Source organism: Allobosea sp. 05T439 (assembly GCF_056396005.1).
In genome coordinates, this window is record NZ_JBFTKP010000025.1 from 18,992 (window position 1) to 44,341 (window position 25,350).

The 25,350-nt window shown below is 65.3% G+C and carries 23 protein-coding genes and 1 pseudogene; 10 read left to right on the top strand and 14 right to left on the bottom strand.

Annotated elements, in window-relative coordinates; all coding sequences use genetic code 11:
• The first annotated feature begins 149 nt into the window (after positions 1-149).
• A complete protein-coding gene (locus tag AC1DIO_RS23985) occupies positions 150-1,700 on the top strand; it encodes an MFS transporter (RefSeq protein ID WP_476854194.1) in 1,551 nt (516 codons plus the stop codon).
• A 600-nt stretch (positions 1,701-2,300) separates the two neighbouring features.
• Here the strand turns inward: AC1DIO_RS23985 and AC1DIO_RS23990 are convergent.
• The gene (locus tag AC1DIO_RS23990) at positions 2,301-3,194 is read right to left on the bottom strand and encodes a LysR family transcriptional regulator (protein ID WP_441507556.1); all 894 of its coding nucleotides are present in this window, start codon (positions 3,192-3,194) and stop codon (positions 2,301-2,303) included.
• A gap of 236 nt (positions 3,195-3,430) precedes the next feature.
• On the opposite strand from AC1DIO_RS23990, the gene AC1DIO_RS23995 reads away from it, so the two are divergent.
• On the top strand, positions 3,431-4,417 hold the full coding sequence (locus AC1DIO_RS23995) for an aldo/keto reductase (RefSeq protein ID WP_476854216.1): 987 nt from the start codon (positions 3,431-3,433) through the stop codon (positions 4,415-4,417).
• 341 nt (positions 4,418-4,758) lie between these two features.
• On the opposite strand, the gene AC1DIO_RS24000 is transcribed toward AC1DIO_RS23995, so the two are convergent.
• On the bottom strand, positions 4,759-5,145 hold the full coding sequence (locus AC1DIO_RS24000) for a type II toxin-antitoxin system VapC family toxin (protein WP_441507557.1): 387 nt from the start codon (positions 5,143-5,145) through the stop codon (positions 4,759-4,761).
• Entirely contained in the window at positions 5,142-5,375 is a 234-nt protein-coding gene (locus tag AC1DIO_RS24005) for a type II toxin-antitoxin system Phd/YefM family antitoxin (RefSeq protein WP_476769268.1), read from the bottom strand. The genes AC1DIO_RS24000 and AC1DIO_RS24005 overlap by 4 nt, the downstream gene beginning before the upstream one ends.
• Before the next feature lie 298 nt (positions 5,376-5,673).
• Between AC1DIO_RS24005 and AC1DIO_RS24010 the strand changes: the two genes are divergently transcribed.
• The 5 genes from AC1DIO_RS24010 to AC1DIO_RS24030 all read left to right on the top strand — a co-directional run bounded on the left by AC1DIO_RS24010 (position 5,674) and on the right by AC1DIO_RS24030 (position 9,667).
• Positions 5,674-6,726, top strand: coding sequence for a type III polyketide synthase (locus tag AC1DIO_RS24010; RefSeq protein WP_441493384.1), 1,053 nt, complete (start codon positions 5,674-5,676; stop codon positions 6,724-6,726).
• Positions 6,723-7,229 carry an isoprenylcysteine carboxyl methyltransferase family protein gene (locus tag AC1DIO_RS24015; protein WP_441507559.1) on the top strand — a complete coding sequence of 169 codons (507 nt, stop codon included), beginning with the start codon at positions 6,723-6,725 and terminating at the stop codon, positions 7,227-7,229. Before AC1DIO_RS24010 ends, AC1DIO_RS24015 begins: the two co-directional genes overlap by 4 nt.
• Positions 7,213-8,772 carry a DHA2 family efflux MFS transporter permease subunit gene (locus AC1DIO_RS24020; protein WP_476854195.1) on the top strand — a complete coding sequence of 520 codons (1,560 nt, stop codon included), beginning with the start codon at positions 7,213-7,215 and terminating at the stop codon, positions 8,770-8,772. The genes AC1DIO_RS24015 and AC1DIO_RS24020 overlap by 17 nt, the downstream gene beginning before the upstream one ends.
• A 137-nt stretch (positions 8,773-8,909) precedes the next feature.
• The gene (locus AC1DIO_RS24025; protein ID WP_441507561.1) at positions 8,910-9,209 is read left to right on the top strand and encodes a FitA-like ribbon-helix-helix domain-containing protein; all 300 of its coding nucleotides are present in this window, start codon (positions 8,910-8,912) and stop codon (positions 9,207-9,209) included.
• Positions 9,209-9,667 carry a type II toxin-antitoxin system VapC family toxin gene (locus AC1DIO_RS24030; RefSeq protein WP_441507562.1) on the top strand — a complete coding sequence of 153 codons (459 nt, stop codon included), beginning with the start codon at positions 9,209-9,211 and terminating at the stop codon, positions 9,665-9,667. Before AC1DIO_RS24025 ends, AC1DIO_RS24030 begins: the two co-directional genes overlap by 1 nt.
• A gap of 127 nt (positions 9,668-9,794) precedes the next feature.
• Here AC1DIO_RS24030 and AC1DIO_RS24035 read toward each other — a convergent pair whose 3' ends face one another.
• Together AC1DIO_RS24035 and AC1DIO_RS24040 are read right to left on the bottom strand one after the other, a co-directional pair.
• A complete protein-coding gene (locus AC1DIO_RS24035; RefSeq protein WP_476854196.1) occupies positions 9,795-10,667 on the bottom strand; it encodes a PhzF family phenazine biosynthesis protein in 873 nt (290 codons plus the stop codon).
• 114 nt (positions 10,668-10,781) lie between these two features.
• On the bottom strand, positions 10,782-11,405 hold the full coding sequence (locus AC1DIO_RS24040) for an FMN-binding negative transcriptional regulator (RefSeq protein ID WP_441507564.1): 624 nt from the start codon (positions 11,403-11,405) through the stop codon (positions 10,782-10,784).
• A 77-nt stretch (positions 11,406-11,482) separates the two neighbouring features.
• Here AC1DIO_RS24040 and pdxR point away from each other — a divergent pair, with 77 nt between their 5' ends.
• Complete coding sequence (gene pdxR, locus AC1DIO_RS24045; RefSeq protein WP_476854197.1) at positions 11,483-12,904, top strand: MocR-like pyridoxine biosynthesis transcription factor PdxR; 1,422 nt, start codon at positions 11,483-11,485, stop codon at positions 12,902-12,904.
• Between the two features lie 180 nt (positions 12,905-13,084).
• Here pdxR and AC1DIO_RS24050 read toward each other — a convergent pair whose 3' ends face one another.
• Positions 13,085-13,600, bottom strand: a complete 516-nt coding sequence (locus tag AC1DIO_RS24050; RefSeq protein ID WP_476832750.1) for a two pore domain potassium channel family protein — start codon at positions 13,598-13,600, stop codon at positions 13,085-13,087.
• A 158-nt stretch (positions 13,601-13,758) separates the two neighbouring features.
• Positions 13,759-15,186, bottom strand: a complete 1,428-nt coding sequence (locus tag AC1DIO_RS24055) for an MFS transporter (protein ID WP_476769265.1) — start codon at positions 15,184-15,186, stop codon at positions 13,759-13,761.
• A gap of 92 nt (positions 15,187-15,278) precedes the next feature.
• On the opposite strand from AC1DIO_RS24055, the gene AC1DIO_RS24060 reads away from it, so the two are divergent.
• Together AC1DIO_RS24060 and AC1DIO_RS24065 are read left to right on the top strand one after the other, a co-directional pair.
• Positions 15,279-15,941 carry a helix-turn-helix transcriptional regulator gene (locus tag AC1DIO_RS24060; RefSeq protein ID WP_441507568.1) on the top strand — a complete coding sequence of 221 codons (663 nt, stop codon included), beginning with the start codon at positions 15,279-15,281 and terminating at the stop codon, positions 15,939-15,941.
• Positions 15,942-16,192: 251 nt separating this feature from the next.
• Positions 16,193-17,846: pseudogene (locus AC1DIO_RS24065) on the top strand (arylsulfatase).
• A gap of 228 nt (positions 17,847-18,074) precedes the next feature.
• Here the strand turns inward: AC1DIO_RS24065 and AC1DIO_RS24070 are convergent.
• The 7 genes from AC1DIO_RS24070 to AC1DIO_RS24100 form a co-directional block, all read right to left on the bottom strand.
• Positions 18,075-18,296 (bottom strand): type 2 periplasmic-binding domain-containing protein, encoded by a 222-nt coding sequence (locus AC1DIO_RS24070; RefSeq protein ID WP_441507569.1) that lies wholly within the window; start codon positions 18,294-18,296, stop codon positions 18,075-18,077.
• A 25-nt stretch (positions 18,297-18,321) separates the two neighbouring features.
• Positions 18,322-21,336 (bottom strand): aminotransferase class III-fold pyridoxal phosphate-dependent enzyme, encoded by a 3,015-nt coding sequence (locus AC1DIO_RS24075; protein ID WP_476854198.1) that lies wholly within the window; start codon positions 21,334-21,336, stop codon positions 18,322-18,324.
• Positions 21,337-21,488: 152 nt separating this feature from the next.
• Positions 21,489-22,274, bottom strand: coding sequence for an inositol monophosphatase family protein (locus AC1DIO_RS24080; protein WP_441507571.1), 786 nt, complete (start codon positions 22,272-22,274; stop codon positions 21,489-21,491).
• A gap of 8 nt (positions 22,275-22,282) precedes the next feature.
• On the bottom strand, positions 22,283-23,023 hold the full coding sequence (locus AC1DIO_RS24085; protein ID WP_476854199.1) for an amino acid ABC transporter ATP-binding protein: 741 nt from the start codon (positions 23,021-23,023) through the stop codon (positions 22,283-22,285).
• On the bottom strand, positions 23,020-23,721 hold the full coding sequence (locus AC1DIO_RS24090) for an ABC transporter permease (protein WP_441507573.1): 702 nt from the start codon (positions 23,719-23,721) through the stop codon (positions 23,020-23,022). The genes AC1DIO_RS24085 and AC1DIO_RS24090 overlap by 4 nt, the downstream gene beginning before the upstream one ends.
• Positions 23,718-24,413 (bottom strand): ABC transporter permease, encoded by a 696-nt coding sequence (locus AC1DIO_RS24095; protein ID WP_476854200.1) that lies wholly within the window; start codon positions 24,411-24,413, stop codon positions 23,718-23,720. Before AC1DIO_RS24095 ends, AC1DIO_RS24090 begins: the two co-directional genes overlap by 4 nt.
• A 56-nt stretch (positions 24,414-24,469) precedes the next feature.
• A complete protein-coding gene (locus tag AC1DIO_RS24100; RefSeq protein ID WP_476854201.1) occupies positions 24,470-25,285 on the bottom strand; it encodes a transporter substrate-binding domain-containing protein in 816 nt (271 codons plus the stop codon).
• Positions 25,286-25,350 lie beyond the last annotated feature (65 nt).

Here is a 25,350-nt window from a genome sequence, read left to right on the forward strand (position 1 = left end):
CGTTTAATTCCGCCAAGATCGGAATGAGCGGCGCCTTGGCAGGTATTCCATCGAGATTATCCTGTTTCTCGGGAAAGGCGAGCTTTCCCGGGAAAGGCGAGCCCCGGCTGGGTCGCAGCTCCGCCGCCATCGAACAGGGCATTCAATCCATGACGCAAACCACCACGCGGCCGCGCACGGCCGAGCAGGCGCTCGTGCTCCTCTCCGTCTGCCTCGCCGCGGCCGCGATGCCGCTGACCTTTACCGGGCCGGCCGTGGCGCTTCCTGCCATCGGCAAGGCTTTGGGCGGCAGCCCGATCGCGCTCAACTGGGTCACCAACGCCTTCATGCTGACCTTCGGATCGAGCCTGATGGCAGCGGGCGGACTGGCCGATGCCTATGGCCGCAAGCGCGTCTTCCTCATCGGCGTCGGCGCGTTCGCGGTGCTCTCCATGGCGCTGGCCGTTGCACCCGATATCCTGTGGTTCGATCTGGGCCGCGCGGCCCAGGGCGTCGCGGCGGCAGCCGCCTTTTCCGGCGGCATGGCGGCGCTCGCACAGGAATTCGATGGCGCGTCGCGCATCCGCGCCTTCAGCATCGTCGGCACGAGCTTCGGCGTCGGCCTTGCCTTCGGGCCGATCGCTTCGGGCCTGATGATCGACGCTTTCGGCTGGCGCAGCATTTTTGGGCTCGTGATCGTACTGGCGGTGCTCGCTTTGGCGCTGGGCGCGCGCGTCCTGCAGGAATCGCGCGATCCCGACGCCGCCGGGCTCGACTGGCCCGGCGCCGCCAGCTTCACGCTGGCCCTGGCGCTCTTCACCTATGGTGTCCTGCTGGCGCCGGAGCKCGGCTGGTCCGAGCCCACCGTGATGAGCCTGCTGGCGGGCTCCGTCCTGCTCTTCATCGCCTTCGTCGTGATCGAGGGCCGTGTCGCTCGGCCGATGCTCGACCTCACCCTGTTCCGCTACCCGCGGTTCGTCGGGGTGCAGTTGCTGGCCGCCGCGCCGGCCTATGCCTTCGTCGTGCTGCTGATCCTGCTGCCCGTGCGCTTCATCGGTATCGAGGGCCTGAGCGAGATCGCCGCCGGCCGGCTGATGATCGCACTGTCTGCGCCGCTGCTGGTCCTGCCGATCGCGGCTGGCCTGCTGACGCGCTGGTTCGCGCCGGCGACGATCTGCGGCGCAGGCTTGCTGATCTGCGCGGCCGGCCTGTTCTGGCTGAGCCGCGTTCCGCTCGGCGGCGAGACGATGGGCATCGCCTTGCCGATGGCGCTGATCGGCATCGGCATCAGCCTGCCCTGGGGGCTGATGGACGGGCTTGCAGTCAGCGTCGTGCCCAAGGAGCGCGCCGGCATGGCGACCGGCATCTTCAGCACCACGCGCGTGGCCGGCGAAGGCGTGGCGCTCGCCGTGGTCAGCGCCGTATTGTCTGCCCTGACGGCCGGCCATCTTGCGGCTGGCGCGACCGCAGCGCATGCGGGTCCGGCCGCCCAACGGCTCGTCACCGGCGACATCGCGAGCGCCGTGGCCGCCTTGCCGCAGATGAGCCGGACCGCGCTCGTCCAGAGCTATGGCGACGCCTTCGCGACATTGCTCGTGATGCTCTGCGCCATCACGGTCGTCACCGCGATCGTCGTCTTCGCCTTCCTCGGGCGCGGCACGGAGCAAAGGGCCGAGCCGGCGGCGGAGGCAGAAGAGCGTCTGCGCACCTCGGAAGCCTGATCGGGCTCACCCGGTCGAGGTCAGGCATCGGCGGCGGGGCATGGGCGTCAAGGCATGTCGGGATCCAGCCGGCAGCGAGGTCGCTCATCCGGTAGCGGCGCCAGATCATCGGACCGGAAATCGTATCCGGTCCGATGATCTAACCCTATGTGTTTGCATCGGTTTTGCCCCGAAAGCCGCAATCCACTTTTCGGGCCGATGCAATAAACCGGGCAGAGCGCGTGTCCCTGCCGTTCGAGGGCACAGCGTGCGATGCCTGCCTGCATGCCACGAGATCGACAACACGGCCGCCGAACGTGAGCGGATCGCCAAGCCTACCCTCAGCGTCGGAACGGCCAACATGGTCGTGTGCACTATGACGGTGCGCCAGCTCCCGCTACGGCTTCCAAAGGACGGCGAGCCGCTTCTCTGATCGTCGATGGCAGCCTCCCTCCCATCTCAGACGTTGCTGGCGGGCCGCCGCCACTTCCGAAATCGAACCCATTGTCGACGTCCGGGACGTCCGCTTTGCGGCAGATCCGCTCAACGATAGACGGCGGGGCCCGCTGGCTCCCTTTCGTGACGCTGCCAACGGCAGTCGGAAGGCTCAGTTGGACGAACTCAAGTGCGATAGCGCAGCGCTTCGATTAGAGCTGCCATGGCAGGCGGTGTTTGTCGCCGGCTTGGATAGTAGAGGAAGAACCCTGGATAGGGCGCGCACCAATCCTTCAGGACACGCATGAGTCGGCCGGAAGCGACGTGGCCCTCGGCTTGCGTTTCAAAGGTCGTGGCCAGCCCATGTCCGTCGAGCGCTGCCTGTAGAATGAGGTCGGCATCGCTGAACACAAGCGAGCCCGCCACGCGCACGGACAGCTCCTGCCCGTCCTTCTCGAATTCCCAGGCATAAAGGCCACCGGAGCCCGTCTGGCGGTAGTTGATGCAGTTGTGCTGCGTCAGATCGTGCGGCGAGACCGGGACAGGGTGTCTTGCGAAGTAGGCTGGCGATCCAACGATCGCCGAGCGCATCTCGGGTCCAATCCGGACCGCGATCATGTCGTTCTCAAGCCGCTCTCCCAGACGCACGCCAGCATCAAAATTCCCGGCGACGATGTCCATCAAGGCCTCGTCTGCCGATATTTCGATCGCAATATCGGGATGCTCGGCCATGAAAGTGCGGAGCTTCGGCAAAAGAACCGATACGGCCGCATGCTTCACCGTGGTGATGCGCAGCGTTCCGGCGGGCTTGTCGCGCAGTTCGCTCAAGCCCGCGATCTCGGCATAAATGTCCGTCAACGCGGGCTTCAACGTCCGCATCAGGCGCCGCCCGGCTTCCGTCGGCGAGACGCTGCGCGTCGTTCGCGCCAGCAACCGGATGCCCAACCTCTCTTCCAACTGCTGGATGGCGTGGCTCAGGGCCGACTGCGACATGTCGAGCTTGGCCGCCGCTCGCGTGAAGCTTCCCGCCTCCGCCACGGCCAGGAAAGCCGCAAGGTCGTTCAGTTCATCGCGCTTCATTGATGCACATCTTCGATAGACCCAAGCGAAGTGTGCAGCCTAATCGAAAGGCGCCGCCTGGGCTACGTATGGCCATCGACACGGCCGCTGATGCCGCCCCGCAAGCCAGAGGACGACCAATGGCCGAATACACCCCTCTCAGCCGCCGCACCTTCCTCGCCGGAGCCGCTGCCGCACAGATCGCCACCTGGTCGAATGCCAGTGCTCAGACGGTCCAGCCCCCAAGGATGATCACGATGAAGACCCGCAAGCTCGCCAATTTGGAAGTCTCGGAGCTTGGCTTCGGCTGCATGAACCAGAGCGGCAATTACAACGGGCCCGTCCCCAAGGACCAAGGCATCAAGACCATCCGCACAGCGTTCGAGAATGGCGTGACATTTTTCGACACGGCTGAGGTGTACGGCCCCTACATCAATGAGGAGCTCGTCGGCGAGGCGCTCCAGCCGTTCCGGGACAAGGTCAAGATCGCGACCAAATTCGGCTTCGCAATCAATGGGACCGTTGCGCTCGATAGCCGGCCGGAGCGCATCAAGCGCGTTGTCGAGGAGTCCCTGAAGCGTCTTCGGACCGATMACATCGATCTGTACTACCAGCACCGCGTCGATCCCGCGGTGCCGATCGAGGACGTCGCCGGCGCCGTGCAGGACCTCATCAAGCAGGGCAAGGTGTTGGGCTTCGGCCTTTCGGAGCCAAGCGCGAAAACCATCCGCCGCGCGCATGCCGTGCAGCCGGTCACGGCTGTTCAGAACGAATATTCGATGTGGACCCGCAACGTAGAGCTGAACGGCATCCTCGACACCTGCAACGAGCTGGGTATCGGCCTTGTGCCGTGGTCGCCCGTGGCGATGGGCTTCCTGACCGGCAAGTACGATCCGAGCACGACGTACGACGAGAAGACGGACTTCCGTGCGGGCTTCCCACGGTTCTCGAAGGAGTTCATGCCCCTCAACATGCCGATCGTCGAGTGGCTGAAGGACTACGCAGCCAAGAAGGGCGCGACGCCGTCACAAATCGCGCTCGCCTGGCTTATGGCGAAGAGCCCGAATATCGTCCCGATCCCGGGCACGCGCAGCAAAACCCATCTGCTGGAAAGTCTGGGGGCGGGCCGCGTGCAGCTCAGCACCGCCGACGTTCATGCGATCKACACGTCTCTGACCAAGTTCCCGGTCTATGGCGACCGCATGGGCAAGGACCACATGCTCTCGATCGACTATTCGGTGTAGTCGTTCCTGCCTTGGGGGGCGCCGTCCAGGGGCCGCAAGGGCGAAGCCCAGCAGGCGCTTGGCAGCGTAGGGACGCCGTGCAGAAAGTCGTCGACAAGGGCTGAGCCTCCTCGACTTTATACGGAAACGGGCTGCCGGGGGCGGCCCATTTTTCGTTTGGCTTGAGGTTGTGAAAACGCGCCCTCAGCATCGAGATTGGGAGCGCATCATTGTCTGGAGCCCTATGACCGGTTTCGGACAAGGCGCCAACTTCGGCTCGCCTCCCGTCTCAGACGTTGCTGGCGGGCCGCCACCAGTTCCGGAACGCCCCACCCCCGACCCCGGGCATGTCTGCTAACCCGCTACCAAAGGCGTTTGATTGCGAAGCTGTCGAACAATGCTTCGTTCGAAATCAGCACCATGTCCTCGGATTGAGCCTGGGCAATGAGGAGGCGGTCGAACGGATCCTTGTGCGCAATGTTCATCTCGCCGGCCCGCAGCGCGTGGTGGACGGTGACCGCCAGCTCGGCAAAGCCCTGATCTGCGATGATCGCCTCGAAGTCCTGCGCGAGCAGCGCCGCGCGGGGGCACTTGCCAATGCGGAACTTGGTGGCGACCTCCATGGCCGAGGCGGCGCTGACGGCGATGCTGTTGCCCTCGTCCCCAATAGCCTCTCGGGCACGGGGGCTCAGCGCCTCGTCACCTGCCAGCCACCAGATCAGAGCATGGGTATCGAGCAGCAGCCTCACGTGAGATTCCAGCCGCCGAGTTCATTCTCGGGCAGCGGCTCGTCGAAGCGCGCATCGACGGCGATCTTTCCCTTGAGTACCCCAAAGCGCCGCTTGCCGCGTGGTCTGACCGGCACCAGGCGCACCACAGGCACGTTGCCACGGGCAATGACCACATCTGCACCCTCCAGGGCGTCAGCGATCAGTTTGGACAGGTTGGTCTTGGCCTCGTGAACCGAGAACTGGGCCATGAGCATCTCCTTAGCTAAAAATATAGCTAAGGGCCTGCACTGAGCAAGAGCGCTGCCGTTTTCCGGGCTGCTTCAGCCTCCGGTGCACGCGGCTCTCAGCGTGCACAATGTTCCGAGAGGCAAGGCTGAAAGGCCAGTCCAATGATCCCACCGTCTCGTGCCTTCGTCGCATGGCGACGCACGCGGCGTAATGCGCAAGCCTGCCTCTGGAACTTGCGGGCTCGCTGAAGCATAGTTGGCATGGCGTTGCAGGTCCGCCCGCATCGGGCGGCACCGCCCGCCATGCCTGGAAGTGGCTATGGCTCACCCGGTCAAGCTCGTTTCCGTCGCGACGGCTGTTCCGCCCCATGAGTTTCGCCAGCGCGATGTGGCGGCAGCCGCCCATCGGAGCTTTGCCGGCCGCTATCCCGATTTCGAGCAGCTTGCGCGCGTCTTCGAAAATTCGGGCATCAGCCGCCGCTATGCCGTCCGGCCGATCGAGTGGTATCTGCAGCCATTGGGATGGCCCGAGCGCAGCGCCGCCTATGTCGCCGGCGCTTGCGACCTGTTCGTGGATGCAACGACGCAGGCGCTGGGCGCCGCCAGACTACAGGCGTCCGAGATCGATACGATCGTGACGGTCTCGTCGACGGGCATAGCGACCCCCAGCCTCGATGCCCGTGTCGCCGAGAGACTTGGCTTCAGAAGCGACGTCGAACGTGTCCCGGTGTTCGGCCTGGGATGTGCCGGCGGCGTATCGGGTTTCTCGATCGCGTCCCGCCTGGCCGCGTCGCGCCCAGGTTCGACAATCCTGCTCGTGGCTGTCGAGATCTGCACGCTGGCTTTCCGACTCGATGTCTTGACGAAGGCCAACATCGTTGCGACCGCCTTGTTCGGCGATGGCGCGGCAGCCTGCATCCTGCAGGCAGGGCCGGATGGCATCGCCACGGTCGAGATGACCGGGCAGCACATGTGGCCCGACACGCTGGATATCATGGGCTGGACGGTCGATCCCCAGGGCTTTGGCGTGATCTTCGACCGGGCGATCCCGCCCTTCGCGGAGGAGCGGATCAACCCAGCCATTGCAGGGATCCTGGAGCGTGAAGGGCTGTCGCTGTCCGACATCGATCTCTTTGCCTGTCATCCCGGCGGGAAGAAGGTGATCGAGGCCCTGGAAAGCGCGTTTTCACTCGCGCAAGGCGCGCTCGACCACGAACGTGCCGTCCTGTCCGACTATGGCAACATGTCGGCTCCGACCGCCCTCTTCGTCCTCCAGCGTGCGATCGCGGCAGGCCTGCCCTCGCGCACGCTGCTGATGGCGATGGGGCCGGGCTTCACCGTGAGCTGCGCCTCGCTGCGGCAAGGGACATGACACCGGCCATCGTCTTGCTGGCCCTGGTGACGGCCGAGCGGATCGGCGAACTCTGGCTCGCGCATAGAAACACGTCTGCCTTGCTCGCCAAGGGCGCCGTGGAGAAGGCTGCCGGCCACTATCCGCTGATCGTCCTGCTGCACGCAGCCTGGCTGATCGGACTTTGGCTGCTCGGTTGGGCACAAGCGATCCATCTCGGCTGGCTCGCGGCTTTCCTCCTGTTTCAGGGGCTGCGCCTTTGGGTGCTGGTGACGCTCGGCCGGCGTTGGACGACCCGCATCATCGTCGCACCGGGCGAGAGGCTCGTGGCACGGGGCCCTTATCGGTTCGTGTCGCACCCGAACTACATCGTCGTCATTGGCGAGATCGCCGTCCTGCCGCTGTGCCTTGGCCTGCCATGGTTCGCGCTAGTCTTTTCGATCGCCAACGGCCTCGTCCTGACGATCCGCATCCGCGCCGAGAATACTGCGCTTGAAGAGGCTCGCCATGCCGCCACCGGCTGATGCGATCGGCGAAGGGCGCGTCACCGCTGCGACATGGATCGGCTTTGCCGCCATGTGCATCGGCATGTTCATGGCGATCCTCGACGTGCAGGTCGTCGTCACCTCCCTGCCGACGATCCAGAGCGCACTGGACATTTCGCCCGACCAGATGAGCTGGGTCCAGACCGCCTATCTCATCGCCGAGGTCATCGCGATTCCGCTGACGGGTTTCCTGACGCGCTTTCTCTCGATGCGCTGGCTGTTCGTCGTGGCGCTCGCCGTCTTTACCGCAGCCTCCATCGGCTGTGCGGCGAGCCAGTCGTTCCCGGCCCTGATCGCCTGGCGCGTCCTTCAGGGGTTTTYAGGCGGCACTTTGATTCCCGCGGTCTTTTCGGCTGTCTTTTTGCTCTTCCCGCCGAGCAGGCAGGCCATCGCGACGACGTTGGCCGGCGTCTTTGCCGTGCTCGCGCCAACGGTCGGGCCGATCGTCGGCGGCTGGATCACGCAGACCTATTCCTGGCACTGGCTGTTCCTGATCAACGTCATTCCCGGCGTCGTCTCGGCAGCACTAGCCGCTTTCCTCCTGCCACGTGACAAGCCGAGCCTCACCGAAGCGCGCAAGCTCGATGCCCTGTCTCTGGTGATGATGGCGATCGCGCTGGCAGCGATCGAGATCGCATTGAAGGAGGCACCTCAGCGCGGCTGGATCTCGGGCCTGATCCTGGGGCTGATCGCGCTGAGCCTGGCGAGCGGTCTCGGCTTCATCAGGCGGACTTTGCAAGCCGATGCTCCGATCGTCGATCTGAGAAGCTTTGCGGACCGGAATTTCATGATCGGCAGCATCCTCAGCTTTGTCCTCGGCATCGGGCTGTTTGGATCGGTCTATCTGATGCCGGTCTTCCTGGCCTTCGTGCGCGATCACAATGCGCTCGAGATCGGCGAGATCATGCTGGTGACCGGCGCCGCCCAACTTGCCATCGCGCCGGTCGCCGTTGCCCTGGAGCGTCGTGTCGATGTCCGCCTGTTGACCGGCATCGGCTTTACCCTCTTCGCCCTCGGCCTGGGACTGAGTGCCTTTCAGACCCCGCAGACCKACTATGACGCGATGTTCTGGCCGCAGGTGGTCCGTGGCCTGGCCATCATGTTTTGCCTTCTGCCACCGACGCGCCTCGCATTGGGACAGCTTCCCCCGATGCGCGTTCCCGACGCCAGCGGCCTGTTCAACCTGATGCGAAACCTGGGCGGTGCGATCGGTCTCGCCCTGATCGACACCGTGATCTACAGCCGCTCGCCCGTGCACGGCACGGCGATCATGGAGCGGCTGCAAAGAGGCGATGTCGAGACGGCGAAGTTCATCGGCGTGCCCCTCGAACTCATGGCGATGCGGCCGCCCGGGCCGCTCGACGCCCAGGCCCAGGCGCTGCTTCAGCCACTGGTCGAGAAGGCAGCCCTGGTCCTGTCGATCAACGAGGCCTGGGGACTGGTTGCCGTCCTCACGATCGCAGCCATGGCGTTCGTTCCCTTCGCCAGGAAGGTGCCGATCGGCGATCAGGTTCGCGTCTGAGCGGCCTGGCGCCGCACCATGCGAAAGGCATAGTGCCGCCCCCCGTCACTTCACCGGCTCGGAAGGGCTGCCAAACCGCGGGGCCGCACCACTCATGCCCTGGCCGTGAGCACGTCTCGCGCGGCGGTCGCCTGTCCTTGCGCGACCGTGATGCGATCGCTATCTTTGATCTCAATGAGATCATTGGAGGCACATCGATGGCGGGAAACCTCCATGTCCGCAATCTGGACGACGACCTGATACTAAAACTGAAAATGCGCGCCGCTCGACACGGCCGCTCGGCGGAAGCCGAGCATCGAGAAATCCTGCGTCAGGTTCTGCAAAACGAAACGGAGCCTGATTTCGACAGCTTGGCAGCCAGCCTGAGGAGGCTGACCGCGTCCCGCAAGCAGACACCCTCCGAAGAGCTCATGCGCGAGGGCCGAGACGAACGCTAATGGAGACGGTGATCGTCGATGCCAGCGTCGCGATAAAATGGGTCGTCGAAGAAGAAGGCTCCCAAGCCGCCGTCGATCTGCGCTCGCGCTTCCGTTTCGCGTCTCCGGAGCTTCTCATCCCGGAATGCGCGAACATCCTTTGGAAGAAAACAGCGCGCGGCGAACTTGAACGCGAAGAAGCCATCCTTGCGGCAAGGCTTCTTGAACGCTCCGGGGTCGCGTTTCTCTCGATGGCTGGTTTGCTGGAACGGGCAGCGAGTCTTGCAATCGAGATTTCGCATCCCGCCTACGACTGCACCTACCTGGCAGCAGCAGTCCAGACGGGTGCGGCTTTCGTGACAGCGGATGACAGGTTCCTGCGCATCATTGCCCAGCGCGCATCGCGAGAGCTCGCAAGCTCATGCCATTCGCTGGCGGATATGGCCGCCAGACCTGCCCCCGATCGGAGCAAGCGATAGGTCGGTGCAGTGTTCCGCCGGAGCCAGCCAGCGGAACTCGGCCTGCGCCCGCCCGCCCCGTGGAACGCCGCAGCCACGGCACTCCTGGCGGTGCGACAGCGGGCGAAAGCCCTCAGAGCAGGAGCCTTCAGAGCAGAAGCGTGCCGTTCACGGTGGTGACGCAGGCGCCGCCGACCTGGACCTTGCCGCCCGCATCCACCGAGATGGCGATCGTGCCGTCGCGCCCGACGCAGCGGCCCTGGGCCGCCTCGTAGCGCGTGCCCCCAGCGGGCAAGAGCCCGCGCGCCGCCCGGAAGACCGCAACGCTGCCATTGCCGCTGCCGCAGACCGGGTCCTCGTTCACCCCGCAGGAGGGCGCGAAGGACCGGACCTCGATCTCGGGGCCGCCGCCCTCGCGCCTGGCGAAGACCGTGATGCCGGTCACGCCCAGGCGGCGCTCGAAGGCAGCCGAGCGCGCGAAATCGGGTTTCAGCGCCAGCAGCGCCTCTGCGCCGTCGATCTCGGCGATGAGCCAGACCGCGCCGACATTGACGATGGCCGGGCTCGCCTCGCGCAGGATCTCATGGCCGAGGATGGCCTCCAGTTCGACGAGTTCAGCCGTCGGCAGGGTCGTGACGGTCGCCGGCGGCAGGGCAAGGGTCAGCCGGCGCGCCGCGCCCTCCCCTTCGACCGTGATCGCGACGAGACCGACCCCGCATTCCTGCACCAGCCTGCCGCCGCGCGGGGCAACGAGCCCGGCCTCGATCACCGCATGGGCGCTGCCGAGCGTCGKGTGACCTGCAAAGGGCAACTCGCTGCCGGGCGTAAAAATCCGCAGCCGGTAATCGGCGTCACTGCGTGTCGGCGGCAGCACGAAGGTGGTCTCGGACAGATTGGTCCACTGCGCGATCGCCTGCATCGCAGCGTCGCTCAGCCCCGCACCATCGAGAATGACCGCCACCGGATTGCCGAGCAGCGGCTTGGCGGAAAACGCATCGACGACCTTATAGGCCCGGGCCATGGCATGTCCTCGCATCGAGACGGCAGGATTGGGATAGCCGATCGGCAAGGGACTGGCKAGGTCCGCGACATGCGAGCGACATCCTCCACGGCGTCGAGCAGCCCCCCGTCAAGCTCAAGCGGGGATGAGCGCTCCGACCTCGCGATCCGTGGCGCGGTCGCTCGCCGCGAGACCTGCCGCGACATTGGCGCGGTCGGCCGGGCTGCGGTTCTGGCTGAGCTTGCGCTTGCCCTCCAGCCGGGTGATCGGCAGGCGCAGGCCGATGATGCCGCGCAGCTGCGCCTGCACGAAATCGGGCGGGGCCTCGGACACCGTCCAGGGCTTGGCGCGCTCGCCCTCGTGCAGGTTGGTCAGGCGGGTCACGACGTCGAGAAGGCGCGTCGCGTCGTCGAAGAACTCGATCGGGCCATAGGCATGGACCGCGACATAGTTCCAGGTCGGCACGACCTTCCCGGTCTCCTGTTTGGTCTCGTACCAGGAGGGCGTAACATAGGCGTCCGGGCCCATGAAGATCGCGAGCGCCTCGCCCAGCGCTGTGGTCCGGCCCTGCGGGTTGGCCTTGGCGAGATGGCCGTAGAGCACGCCATGCTCGCCCTCGTTCTCCTCGAGGAAGAGCGGCAAGGGCGTCGCCAGCACGCCATCGACGGTGCCGGTAACCAGAGTGGCGAGCCTGGAGGCGCGGATCGTCGCCCGCAGGCTGTCCCTGTCATCGTCACGGAAGGCTGGCGGGGTATACATTTCTGGAACTCCTTGTGCTGCGAAGAGAGATGCGCCCAACCTGGCTTTCTGGAAACGGCCAGTTTCGAAAGTTTGATGTGGTCCAGTTCACTGACGGCGTCGCGCGCCGGATCATCGCGGCAATCAAGGAGCAGATCCATGCCGGCGCCTATCAGCCTGGCGACCGCCTGCCGTCGACCCGGACCTTTGCTGCCGAACGGGGCGCGTCCCGCACGACGGTGACACTCGCCTATGGCCAGCTGATCGCCGAGGGCTACCTGCTCAGTCGGGCCGGCGCGCGGCCGATCGTGGCCAAGGGGCTTGGCGCGGCAGCGCCGGTGCCGGCGCGGCTCTCCGCACCTCGGCATCTTTCGGATTTCGCACAGCGATTGCTCGCCCTGCCCCGGCCGGCCGCGACGCAGCCGGCCTCGATCGCGGATTTCCGCTATGGCGATCTCTCCGGCGCCGATTTTCCCGTGCTCGCCTGGCGCCGCGCCCTGAACAGGGTCAGCCTGCGACGCAGCCGGCGGCTGCGCTATGGCGATCCGCAAGGAGCGCCTGCGCTTCGCGGTGCGCTGCAGGGCTATCTCTGGCGGGCCCGCGGCATCACCTGCTCGGCCGAGCAGATCATCATCGTCAACGGCTCGCAGCAGGGGCTCGATCTCTGCGCGCGACTGCTGCTCGATCCCGGCGACGCCTTCGTGATCGAGAACCCCGGCTATCTGCTCGCCCGCCACGCCTTCGCGGCCGCCGGCGGCATCGCCCGCCCGGTTCCGGTCGACCGGGATGGGCTCGTGACCGATGCCCTGCCCCCGGCTCGGCTCGCCTATGTCACGCCCTCGCACCAGTTTCCGCTCGGCAGCGTTCTCTCGGCGACGCGCAGGCGCGCGCTGCTGGCCTGGGCTGCAAACAGCGGCGCCACGATCATCGAGGATGATTATGACGGCGAGTATCGGCATGACGTCGCGCCGATCCCGCCCTTGCAGGCGCTCGAGCCCGACGCGGTGATCTATGCCGGGACATTCTCCAAGACGCTCTCGCCGGCGCTGCGCCTCGGCTATCTCGTCGTCCCGCCGTCGCTTACCCCCCCCTTTGTCGAGGCGAAGCGCCTGACCGACCGGCACACGCCTCTCCTGGAGCAGGAGGCGCTGGCCGATCTCCTGAGCGAGGGCGCCTATGAGCGCCATGTCCGGAGCATCCGCCGGAGCAATGCCGAGCGACGGGCCGTGCTGCTCCAGGCCCTGGCCGAGGAGCTTGGGCCGATCGTGACCATCGAAGGCGCCGATACCGGCCTGCATGTCGTCGCCTGGCTCACGGATGTCGCGGCCGAGCGCGAGTCCGGGATCGTCGCGGCCGCACGCGCCGCCGGCGTCGGGCTCTATCCGGTCTCGCCGCTCTATGATCCAGCCGGGCCCCGGCCCCACGAAGCCGGGTTCATTCTCGGCTATGCCGGCCTCGACCTCGACGCCGTGAAGAAGGGCATCACGCTGCTGGCGCCTCTCCTGGCCGGACAGCGCTGAGACGCGGGACCGGCGAGCGCGCCCGGCAAGGCCGCCAGGCCCGCTCCGGACCTCGCCCAGCCGGACCGGATGTCAGGTATCACGCGAATCAGGCCATCCAAGCCATTGCCAGGATGAGACTTTCCAGATCTGATCAGCCTCTGCCTCATCGCCCTTGCCGGCCAGGCGACACGATCGGCCTCAGTGGTCGTTCCAGTACTGCGTCATGCACCAATAGGTGAAGGCCGAGGTCCAGCCGATCACCACCAGCCCCGCCAGCCCCTCGACGCCGATGAAAATCCGCAAGGGGCCGAAGGGCAGCGCGTTGCTGCTGCCGAGCGAGGCGTAGGATTCAAAGGAGACATAGAGCGATTGCTGGAACGACACGGGAATGCCGATCCCGAACACCTCTTCATTCACGGCAACGGAGAGCAGCCAAAGCAACAGCGCAAAAATCAGGATCTGAATGAGATGACTGACCATGCTTCCGGCAACAACGAAGACAATTCTCTGCCTTGGCGCGACGGAAAGATGCGCCGCGCTGCCCGATATCAAACGCAGGAACTCGTAATGGACAAGTATACACCCGATGGCGCAGACGGCCGCTGCTAACGAGAACAAGTACATAGCGATGTCCTGACCTGGCACGTACGCTTGCGCATCGGGTTGTGTTGACCAAATGCGGCTCCAGCGTGACCTCCCGGCGGCGGTGTTCAAGCATCGGCAGGCGCGATGGATTGCAGCTCTTGGGAAAGCCGATGCAATCACAGCCGCTTAGATCATCGCAGCGGATACCGAATTGGGTCCGATGAGTGAAGCCTTGAGCCGTTATGTCGCTTCAACTTAGCGAGAGCAGCTGCGCGCTTGGGACTGCTCTACGTCCCGGCTCCCGAGCCGGGACTGGCGCGCCGCTGCCGGTAGAGCCGGACGCTCGCCAGCCATGCCAGGCCGGCGGCGATGGCGAAACAGGCCGGAACCCAGAAGGCCGCATTCCCGATCTCGGCTTCGGAGACGGCCGAGGCAAAGCCGCTGGCATTCGCGACCACGCCCGCCAACGCCGCGCCAAGGGCCAGCCCGGTCTGCTGGATAGTCGGGACGGCGGAGGCGGCCGCCGCCTCGTCTCCCGGCTTCGCGCCGTTCATGATCGTCGGGCCGACAAAGGGCCAAGCCTGCCCGATCCCGATGCCGAGCACGACGACGGCGAGGATCAGGGCGTAGCTCGGCGCCGGGCTCTGCAGGAGCAGGCCCAGCGCGATCAGGCCGCCGGCCATGAGAACCGGGCCCGAGAGCAGCAGGCGCCTCGGCCAGGGACCGGTCAAGCCGGAGACCAGCACGGACGCGATCGTCCAGGCCAGCGACCCGCTAGCAACCATGAACCCGGCCTCGAGCGGATCGAGGCCGCGGAGCCTTTGCAGGAAAATGGGCAGATAGATGTGCAGCGGGCTGAAGGCGATGCAGAGCAACAGGATGAGCCAGAGGCCGATGCCGGTCTCGGTCCTGAACGAGAACGCATCGCTCGGCAGCAGGCGCACCGGTGCTTCGCGGTCGAACCGCAGCATCAGGGCGAGCGCCGCGACCGCCACAAGGATGAGGCCTGCCTTGGCGCTGCCCGCCTGGACGAGCGATGCCGACGACATCGCCGTGATGGCCAGGCAGATCAGTCCGATCCGACCGGCAGGAAGGCGCGACGCGTCGGAGCGCTCTGCCGATCGGTTCCCAGGCAGCACGAGCGCGGCAGCCACCGCCAGGATGATCGAGAGGATCACCGTCACGATGAGGGCGCCGCGCCAATGTCCGGCGCGTGCGAACAGGCCGCCAATGAGCGGCCCGGCAAAGACGGAAATCGTCCAGCTCGTCGCCATCAGCGCGATGACCCGCGGCCAGAGCCTTGGCGGGAAGATCGCCCGGACCGCGGTATAGGCCGCCCCGACTTCGAGACCGCCGCCGAAACCCTGGACAAGGCGCGCGGCGATGACCCATTTCATGCTCGCCGCGAACGAACAGACCAGCGCGCCCAGGCCGAAGATCACCACCCCGACGCATAAGGTGTCCCGGACGCCGTATCGGGTCGTCAGCAGGCCAGCCCCGCTGGCCGCCACGATCGAGGCGCCGACATAGGCGGTCGCGGGCAGGCTCAGCATGCCGGCGCCGCCGAGTTCGGCGGCGATCGAAGGCAGCACCGTGGTCAGCAGCAGGGAGTTCATCGACTGCAGCAGCACGCCGCTCATCAGGATCGCKAGCGTCGGCAGCCATGCCCAGTCCAGAAGATCCCGCCATTGCGTGGCAGACGCGTCCCGATCCATGTCCGTCTGTCCCCGCCTGCGGCGCGCCACGCCTTGCATCGACTCGCAAGGTGATTTAATTTAGAAACCAATTGCTATCTAAATTGAGAGCCATGAGTCAAGACAACGACAGCCAAGGCCAGGGCGACGAGCGCAGCCGGGAGCGGATGCTGTTCCATCTGAAGACGCGCGGCGCGCAGATGGCTGCGGCGATCGCGGCGCGGCTCGACATGACCCCGGCGGGCGCAAGGCAGCATCTGCTCAAGCTCGAAGCCGACGGCCTGGTGACGAGCCATGACCGGCAGGAAGGGCGTGGCCGGCCGAAGAAATACTGGGAGCTCTCGCGGCAGGGACATGACCGGTTCCCCGACCGTCACTCCGACCTGACGCTCGACCTGCTGCAGTCCGTCCGGACTGTCTTTGGCGAGCCCGGGCTGCAGCAGCTGATCGCTCACCGCGAACAGGCCTGCCTGTCCGCCTATCGCGCGCATGTCGGTGACGGCGGCCCACTTCGGCGCAAACTGGCCGCGCTCGCCGAAATCCGCAGCCGCGAAGGCTATATGGCCGGGATTGCCGAGGAGGAGCCCGGCCGCTTCCTGTTCATCGAGAACCATTGCCCGATCTGCGCGGCGGCGACCGCCTGCCAGGGCCTGTGCCGTTCGGAGCTGGCGATCTTCCGCGCCGTTCTCGGGCCAGATGTCGAGGTCGAGCGCATCGAGCATATCCCGGCGGGTGCGCGCCGCTGCGCCTATCGGGTCCGTTCGCTCCCGGCCTGAATCCGCTGGGGCGCCCAATCGAGACAAGCCGGCACTCCTCTTGCGGCGGCCATTGCCCCAAATGACTGAGGCATCCGATTGCGTCCGGTCGAACGGCCGCGCTCACGCCCGTAGCAGCGCTGGCATTCGCCCTCTGCAGGACGAGCAAAGGCTCCCCTTCTTGCGCATGAAGTAGTCAGCGGGCACAGTACCTCTGCTTGGACCCCGCTATCTCCTTCCGCTGTTTCTGCTGCATATGAAGGGATTTTGCTATGAATCCGAAGGCTACGCCGGCTGAACTCCCGGGTAATACTGAAAAAATCGTCGATCGCCGCAGCATCCTGCTCGGGGGTACAGCGCTCGCCGCGGCGGGGCTGTCGGGCTCGGCCGCGATCGCCCAGGCGCAGCCCGCGCCCGCGGCACCGGCGGGCTCCGCAGGGCGCAAGCCCAACATCGTCGTGATCTTCGGCGACGATATCGGCATTCCCCAGATCAGCGCCTACACCATGGGCATGATGGGCTACCGCACGCCCAATATCGACCGTATCGCGCAGGAAGGCGCGATCTTCACCGACAGTTACGGCCAGCAGAGCTGCACCGCCGGCCGCGCCTCCTTCATCCTCGGCCAGGAGCCGTTCCGCACCGGTCTTCTGACCATCGGCATGCCGGGCGACCCGCACGGCATCCAGGACTGGATGCCGACCATTGCCGACGTGATGAAGACGCAGGGCTACGCGACCGGGCAATTCGGCAAGAACCATCTCGGCGACCGCGACGAGCACCTGCCGACGCGGCACGGCTTCGACGAGTTCTTCGGCAATCTTACCACCTGAATGCCGAGGAGGAGCCCGAGGGCTATTTTTATCCGAAGGACCCGGAGTTCAAGCGCAAGTTCGGCCCGCGCGGCGTGATCAAGTCATCCGCCGACGGCAAGATCGAGGATACCGGGCCGCTCAACACCAAGCGCATGGAAACCGTCGACGAGGAATTCCTGGCCGGCGCCAAGGATTTCATCGACCGGCAGGTGAAGGCGAACCGCCCCTTCTTCCTCTGGTTCAACTCGACCCGCATGCATGTCTTCACCCATCTGAAGAAGGAATCGATGGGCAAGACCGGCAAGGGCATCCATGCCGACGGCATGGTCGAGCATGACGGCATGGTCGGCGAACTCCTGAAGCAGCTCGACGATCTGCGCATCGCCGACAATACGATCGTGATCTACACGACCGATAACGGCGCCGAGCTCGCGCTCTGGCCGGACGGCGCGATGACGCCGTTCAAGAGCGAGAGGGCACGACCTGGGAAGGCGGCATGCGCATTCCCATGATGGTGCGCTGGCCCGGCGTGATCAAACCCGGCACACAGTACAACGACACGATCTCGCTGATCGACTGGTTCCCGACGCTCTGCGCCGCCGCCGGGGCGGGAGACATCAAGGAGAAGATGAAGGCCGGCTTCACCGCGGGAACCAAGACCTTCAAGGTCCATCTCGATGGCTTTGATTTCGGGCCCTATTTCAGGGGCGAGGTCAAAACCGCGCCCCGGGACGCGTTGATGTATTTCGATCAGGCCGGAAATCTCAACGCGATCCGCTGGAACGACTGGAAGCTCAGCTTTGCCCAGGCCAAGGGCAATATCGCGACCGGCACACGCGAGGTCACGGCCTGGGCGATGATCACCAACCTGCGCATGGATCCCTACGAGCGCGGCCTGGAAGAAGGCGGCGAAGCCATGAAGTTCCTGGCCCAGAACATGTGGCTGCTCGTGCCCATACAGGGGAAGATCAAGGAGTTCTTCTCCGACTTCGACCAGTATCCCTACCAGTCCGGCAGTTCGCTCAATGCCGGCGGCATCAACTACGGGCTGCTCAACCAGCAGGCCGCGATGAAGCGCCTCAAGGAGCTGGAATCGCTCCGGCCTCGCTGAGAAACCCAAGGTTCGCGCTGTCCCGGCGTCTTTTCGCCGGGGCAGCGCGAGCCGCCCATGGATGCCGGCATTCCCACAGGGCCGAGCACGAAACACGGATGTCAGTCCGCTCGGAGCGCCTGCCCCATCGGCCGAGACGATGCGTCGGCGCATCAAGCCGTGACGATCGCCATTGCCGGGCAACGGGCCTCGCGCGCGAGCCTGCGGCCAGCCCCCGCAGCCTGCCTCTCAATCGGCGACCAGGAACGCATTGCGGACGGCAAAAAATTCGCTCGTGAAATCCGCGCCGAGGCGTGAGTTCGCGCCGTCGGGCGGGCGCAGCAGCGCCCGGAAATGGACCGACGGCTCGAATGGGCGCACAGCGATGCCGCCGATCATGCGATCGGCAATGACGAAGGGGTTGACCAGGCCGATGCCGAGCCCTTGCGCGGCGAGAATGGCGATCGTCACGCCATAGGGCGTCTCGGAGTTTGCTTTAGTATCGCGCTGTTTCCACTTCGCGCAGGCAAATATCCAGCCGAGCAAGCAGCATATCGACATCTTCGGCCTCGACTGTCAGAGGCGGCCTGATCTTCAGGATGTTGTCCGCCGGTCCTTCGCGCCCGATCAGGATGCGCATGTCGCGCAACCGGTTCACGACATAATCCGCGGCCGCCGTCGCCGGGGTGCGGCTGTCGCCATCCGTGACCAGATCGACGCCMAGGAATAGGCCGAGGCCGCGGACGTCGCCGATGACCGGGTACTTCTCGCCCAGCGCCTGCAAACCGGTGAGCAGGCGCTCGCCCATTGCCTTCGCGTTGGCCGCCAGCCTTTCATCCTCGACGATGTCGAGCACTTCGGCAGCGATCAAGCAGGACAGGGTCGAGCCGCCGAAAGTCGAGAAATATTCCGGTCCCTCGGCGAAACGGTCGGCAACGGCGCGGGTCGTGATCACTGCACCGATGGGATGGCCGTTGCCCAGCGGCTTGCCCAGCACCACGATGTCGGGCCGCACGGCTTGCTGCTCGAACCCGAAATAGAAGTCGCCGAGCCGGCCCAGCCCGGTCTGCACCTCATCGGCGATGCAKATGCCACCGGCCCGACGGATGCGCTCATAGACCTGCGCGAGGTAGCCCGGCGGCGGGATGATCTGGCCGCCGACGCTCGGGAAAGTCTCCGCGATGAAGCCGGCCACCTTGCCGCCTCGCCGTTCGATCGCTGCCAGAGCCTCGTCGACCTGCGCGGCATAACGCAGCGCCCTGTCGGGATCGTCGCGTCGGAACCGCCCGCGATAATCATCCGCGACGTCGACCAGCTGCACCCATGGCTTGCGGCCGCCCATGCCCGGCTTGTTGAATTTATAGGCCGAGATGTCGATCGCACCGGTGGTGTTGCCGTGATAGCCGTGATCGGGCGTGACGATGTCGTAGCCGCCGCTGGCCGCGCGTGCGAGGCGAAGCGCGAGTTCGTTCGCCTCCGAACCCGAATTGACGAAGAAGCAGATCTCCAGCTCCTCGGGCAACTTCGCGGTAATGCGCTCGGCCAGCGCGACCTGAGCCGGGTGCAGGTAGCGTGTGTTGGAGTTCATCCGCGCCAGCTGGTCGGCGGCAACGGTCCGGATGCGTGGATGCGCATGACCGACATGGGGAACGTTGTTGTAAGCGTCGAGATAGGGCCGTCCCATCTCATCGAAGAGGTGGTGGCGCCAGCCGCGCAGGAAGGTGACGGGGCGCCGATAGCTGAGCTTGAGATTGGCGCCGAACCGGGCCTTGCGCTCGGCCAGCAACGCGGCTTCATCGATCGGCCGATAGGCGGCCCGGTCGTCCGGAAGATTGAGCAGCGCCGCCGGATTGGGGCAGATTGCCTGCCAGAGCTCCCAGTCGTCCGGGTCCGCTACGCCTGGCCAGTCATGGCCCATTCCGTCCAGCGTCAGGGCGAGCTGGAAATGCAGATGCGGTTCCCAGCCGCCGTTCCCGTCGGGTGTTCCCAGCCGCGCGAACACCTCGCCCGCAGTCACCTCGCAGCCGGGACGAAGCGTCTCGCACAGAGCCGGGTCGAGATGGCCGTAGAGCGTATGGAAGACGTCGCCCTCGGGGGTCTGGTGCTCGAGGATCGCAACGCCGCCATAGTCGAGATGGCCGGTGCGGTTCTCCACCATGGCCACCCTCCCCGCCAGCGGCGCATGGACCGGGTGCCCCGCCGGAGCGAAGATGTCGATGGCCATGTGGATGGTACGCCGGTTCGACGCCCGCCACGGTCCCTTGTGGAAGGCCCGGTCGGTGTAGACCAGCCTTGGCTCGCCATATTGCCCGAGCCAGCGGCTCCTATCCGAACCCTTGCGCGGACCGAGATGGCGGGCCTCGTCTTTACGCAGGTTGAACGGGTCCTGAGGCACCGTGCTCGTCGCTACCGAGAGCTGGCCGACGGATAGGTCGTCCAGTGCCTCGCCGATCACCGCGGCAAAGGTTCCCCTCTGCCGGTCGAGCCAGGCGGCCACGCGGTCTGCCGAGTCGGTTGCCGGCAGTCTGCATGCGACGCGCAAGCGCGCCCGCATGAGCGCGCCGTCGAGCGCTGCGTTCTCCAGCAACCGCCAGGCGGGTGCCTGCGAGATGGTCACATAGGCGTCGCCGGGGCGTCCGGCCGCTTCGATMGTCGAGTTCACGACGCTGACGGCAAGGCGCGTGCGCAGCAGCGGCCAGATCAGGTCGGTCTCGGCTGCGGTCAGCGGCGAGGCGCTGTGATAGCCGGCGACCAATGCCGCAAGGGCCGCCTCGGGCGTCTCATGGTCGAGGATCGCATAAGCGCCGGCGATCGCCAGTTCGCAGACCCTCGGGCCGACCGCCATATCGCCGAAATCGATCAGCCCGCTGATGCGCGTCGGCTCCGCGAGGCCCGGCACGACAAGGATGTTGAAGTCATTGAGATCGTTATGGATCACCTGCGATGGCAAGGCCCTCAGCGACGGGAGTGCGGCCTCGTAATCGGCCAGGATGTCCTCGATCAGCCGGCGACGCGCGCCGTTTCCGAGTACATCGAGATGCGCGCCGATCCACCCCGCCTTCGTCAGGTCCCATTTTGCCGCATCCGCCGTGGCCGCCCCCTCGAACCGGGCAAGCGCAAGATCGAGCCGCGCCGCCAGTGCGCCAAACGACGACAGGACCGCTAGCTGCTGCGGCCCTGCCTCGCCCATCGGGATGCCTTCAAGCGCGCGCTGGACCCACACCATCCGCGGCTGCCCGCGGTCGTCCGCGACATGCTGCCAGGCACGACCGTCCCGTGCCGGTAACACCTGCGGCAGCGGCAGCGTGGGATCGGCCGAGAGGGCGTGAGCGATGGCCACGCATTGCTGCTCGACCAGAGCGGCATCGCCATGAGCGCGCATCGCCTTGATGATAATATCGCCTTGCGGGGCTGTAGCGCGGAAGTTCAGGTCATGCTCGCCGCCAAGCTGCCGCAGCCCCCCCGTGCTCCCGAACTGTTCCGCGATGGCGCGCAACCAATCGTGGTTCATATCAAATCTCCTGAACTCATGGCGCGCTTCGACGACGCTTGCCGTGAGGGCTGGAGCCCCAAGGCAATGAGCGCGCCCGGCGCGGGGGGCTCAACCGACCCGGATACCGTCTCGCCGGCGCATCTCGTTCAAGGGCCAGACAGACGGGTCGATCAGGAAGAAGGGTTGAGCTGCGCGAGCGCCAGCCCGTGCAGCGTGCGGTCACCGGCGGCGGCGATCTGTCCCTTCCACGAAAGGTCGATGGCTTTGCCGGACCAGTCCGACACGACGCCCCCGGCTCCCTCGATGATGGCGATCGGGGCGAAGACGTCGAAGGCGTCCAGGCCGCCGTCAACTGCGATGTCGGTATTGCCGCGCGCCAGACAGCCATAGGCATAGCAGCTGCCGCCGTATTGGGTGAAGGCGACCGTCCGATCCAGCCGGTCGACCGCACTCCGCTCGGTCTCAGTCAGGAAGCGGGGGTTGGAACTCGTCAGGAAGGCCTGCTCCAGCGAGTTGCGAGGCCTGCAGCGAATAGGTCGGCCGTTATGCTCCGCGCCGGCGCCGGAAATGCCGGAGAGGCGCTCGCCGGTCGCCGGCAGGTCCATCAGCCCCAGCCAGGGGCGACCTGCGCGCGCGACCCCGATCAGGATGCCGTAGACCGGGATTCCGGCAATGAAAGCGGCGGTGCCGTCGATCGGGTCGATGACCCAGACGAATTCGCGATCCAGCCCGTGCGAGCCGAATTCCTCGCCCAATATGCCGTGGTCGGGATAGGCGACCTCGATGCGCTCGCGCAGGCGCTTTTCGATGGCGCGGTCGGTGGCGGTGACGAAGCTCTGGTCGGCCTTGATGTCGATCTTGTGGGCCGTGCGCAAGGCCTCGGAGACGATGGCGCGGCCCTCGTCGGCGAGTTGCTGGGCGAATGACAGGAGTTCGGAAGCGATGGGGTCGGTCATGTCTGTGCTCAATGTGAAAGGATCTGGCCAAGGAATTGCCGCGCGCGTTCGCTCTTCGGCTTCGAAAAGAAGTCCTCGGGCGCGGCGGCCTCGACGATCTCGCCGGCGTCCATGAAAATGATCTTGTCCGCCACGGACCGGGCAAAGCCCATCTCATGGGTGACGCACACCATCGTCATGCCGTCGCGGGCGAGGTCGCTCATCACGTCCAGCACCTCCGAGATCATCTCCGGATCAAGGGCCGATGTCGGTTCGTCGAACAGCATGACCTGCGGGTTCATGCAGAGCGCACGGGCGATCGCCACGCGCTGCTGCTGGCCGCCGGAAAGCTGGCTGGGATACTTGTCGGCCTGGTMGGCGATGCGCACGCGCGTGAGATAGGTCATCGCCGTATCGCGCGCGGCCGCCTTATCCTTCTTGCGCACGAGGCGTTGGGCCAGCATCAGGTTCTTCAGCACCGTCAGATGCGGGAACAGGTTGAAGCTCTGGAACACCATGCCGACCTCGCGGCGCACGGCGATGGAGCTGCGCTCGCCTTCGAGAACGACGTCGTTGACCGTGATGCGGCCACTGTCATGCGTCTCCAATCCGTTGATGCAGCGGATCATCGTCGATTTGCCCGAGCCGGACGGCCCGCATACGACCAACTTCTGCCCCTTGGCGACGGTGAGGCTGACATTCTTCAGCGCCTGGAACGACCCGAATTGCTTGCATACATTGTCCAGAACGATCTGCTCCGGCGGTGTCATGCGGATGCCCCTCTCTTCATGTATTTGCCGAGGTAATCTTCAAGCTTGCCAAAGCCGACCTGGAAGACCCATGCCATGGCCAGGTAGATCAGTGCCGCCGCGATGAAGATCTCGAACGGGGCGAAGGTGTTGGACACGATCGTGCGGGCAACGCCGGTGATATCGAGAAGTGTGACCGTGCTCGCCAGGGCCGTTGCCTTCATCATTGAGATGAACTCATTGCTATAAGCCGGCAAAGCGAGGCGCACGGCGATCGGCGTCACGACATAGATGAAGCGTTGCGGGGCACTCAGGCCAAGCGCTCTCGCCGCCTCGTTGACGCCCTTGTCGACCCCCAGAACGCCGCCCCGCAGGATTTCGGATATGTAGGCGGAGCTGTTGAGCGAGAGCGCGACGACGCAGCAGCCGAAAGGCTCGCGCAGCACCGGCCACAGCACGCTTTCCCGGACGAAGTCGAGTTGCGGCAACCCGTGATAGATGATGAAGATCTGCACCAGGATCGGCGTACCACGCAGGAAGTAGATATAGCCCATGGCCGGCCAGGCGAGGTACCAGCGGCCGCTGATGCGCATCAGCAGGATCAGAACGGCAAGCACCAGGCCAATCGCCGTCGAATAGGCCATCAGCTTGAGCGTAATGCCGAGCCCCGCGGCGATCTGCGGCAAGCTCGACAGGATGAGGTTGAAGTCGAAGTTCATCGCGCCCTCTCCAAATGGCTGTTCGCATACCGCTCCAGCCACCATGTCAGGATGGTGATGACCGTCGTGATGGCGAGGTAGATCAGCGCCACGGTCATGAACATCAGGAAGGGCTTATGGGTGACGGCGGTCGCCATCTGGCCGACGAAGACGATTTCCTCCAGCCCGACGATCGAGATCAGGGCGGTGTCCTTCATGATCGACAGCATGTGATTGCCAAAGTTCGGCAGCGCGAGCCGCCACATTTGCGGCATGCGCACATAGAAGAAGGTCTGGCCTTTGGTTAGCCCCAGCGCGTGGGCCGCCTCGACCTGGCCGTGCGCCACACCCATGAAGGCGCCCCGGAACGTCTCGGTCATATAGGCTCCGACGATCAGCCCGATCGCGATCGCGCCAGCCCAGAAGGGCGGGACGTCGACGAACTTGATCTGCGGATCGTAGATCTGGGCAATCCGGGTCAGCACCACGGCCGTGCCGAAATAGAACAGCAGCAKAACCACTAGCTCGGGCGTGCCGCGAAAGACGACCGTATAGGCCTTGGCGAGAACCTGCGCCGCCCGATTGCGGGAGAGCTTGGCGCTCGCGCCAAGCAATCCGAAGATGACAGCGAGGACCAGCGAGGCTGTGAAGACCTTCAGGACCATCACGGTCCCGAAGAAGAAATCGTCCCACCAGCCGGAAAGTGCGGCCATGTATCATTCCCCCCGATCATGGCGGACCGGCACGGCCGGACCGCCATCGGCCATGTTCAGTTGATGCCGACGCCCTTCCAGTTCTCGGGACTGATCGAGAAGGGGAAGTATTTGTGGCCGTATTTCTCGAGCGAGCCGTTTTCGATCAGTGTCTTGAGCGCGCGGTTGACGCGCTTGACGAGATCCTCTTGGCCCTTGCGGATCCCGATGCCCACGCCCGTGCCGAAATACTCCTTTTCGTCGATGGCGGGTGAGACGAACTCGAACTTCGCTCCCTGATCAGTATTGAGGAATTCGAGATAGGCTTTCATCGGATTGGTGATGGCGACATCGACACGGCCGTTGCGCAGGTCGAGCAGCATGGCCTGGGCGCCGTCGTAGAGCCGGATATTGGCGCCGGGCAGCTTTGCTTCGATCCACTTCGCGTAGGTGGACGCCCGCTCGACGCCAACCGCGAGGTTCTTGAAGCTGCTCTGTATCGGCTTACCCTTGTCGTCAAAAAGCTTGAGATCCTTCCCCTTCGGACCGAGGAACCGCCCGATCGAGACGCGATAGGGGACCGAAAAGTCCATCTTCTGGAGCCGCTCGTCGGTGATGGACATCGATGCGACGATGAGGTCGAACTTGTTGGTCAGCAGCGCAGGGATCATGCCATCCCATTGCTGACAGACATATTGGAGGTCGGCGCCGATGAGTTCCGCGACGCCCTTTGCGACGTCCACGTCATAGCCGGTCATCTCGCCGCCGGGCGCGCGGAAGTTGAACGGCGCATAGGTGCATTCCATGCCGACCCGCAGCGTCTCCGCCTGGGCAGTCGCTGTCGCGATCGCGCTGACCGCCGCGAACGCTGCCGAAAGAACCAATTTCCTCATCGTCATAGCGGCTCCCCTTCTTTGATTATCGCCGATATTCGAAGTCGTGCCGAAGAGCGTCGCCC

Excerpts from the sequence above, each read along its gene's own strand:
- AC1DIO_RS24080 (WP_441507571.1), bottom strand. The coding sequence starts at position 22,274 with ATGACCGACCCCATCGCTTCCGAACTCCTGTCATTCGCCCAGCAACTC.
- AC1DIO_RS24005 (WP_476769268.1), bottom strand. The coding sequence starts at position 5,375 with ATGGCCCAGTTCTCGGTTCACGAGGCCAAGACCAACCTGTCCAAACTG.
- AC1DIO_RS23990 (WP_441507556.1), bottom strand. The coding sequence starts at position 3,194 with ATGAAGCGCGATGAACTGAACGACCTTGCGGCTTTCCTGGCCGTGGCG.
- AC1DIO_RS24030 (WP_441507562.1), top strand. The coding sequence starts at position 9,209 with ATGGAGACGGTGATCGTCGATGCCAGCGTCGCGATAAAATGGGTCGTC.
- AC1DIO_RS24010 (WP_441493384.1), top strand. The coding sequence starts at position 5,674 with ATGGCTCACCCGGTCAAGCTCGTTTCCGTCGCGACGGCTGTTCCGCCC.
- AC1DIO_RS24090 (WP_441507573.1), bottom strand. The coding sequence starts at position 23,721 with ATGAACTTCGACTTCAACCTCATCCTGTCGAGCTTGCCGCAGATCGCC.
- AC1DIO_RS24060 (WP_441507568.1), top strand. The coding sequence starts at position 15,279 with ATGAGTCAAGACAACGACAGCCAAGGCCAGGGCGACGAGCGCAGCCGG.
- AC1DIO_RS24040 (WP_441507564.1), bottom strand. The coding sequence starts at position 11,405 with ATGTATACCCCGCCAGCCTTCCGTGACGATGACAGGGACAGCCTGCGG.
- AC1DIO_RS24100 (WP_476854201.1), bottom strand. The coding sequence starts at position 25,285 with ATGAGGAAATTGGTTCTTTCGGCAGCGTTCGCGGCGGTCAGCGCGATC.
- AC1DIO_RS24015 (WP_441507559.1), top strand. The coding sequence starts at position 6,723 with ATGACACCGGCCATCGTCTTGCTGGCCCTGGTGACGGCCGAGCGGATC.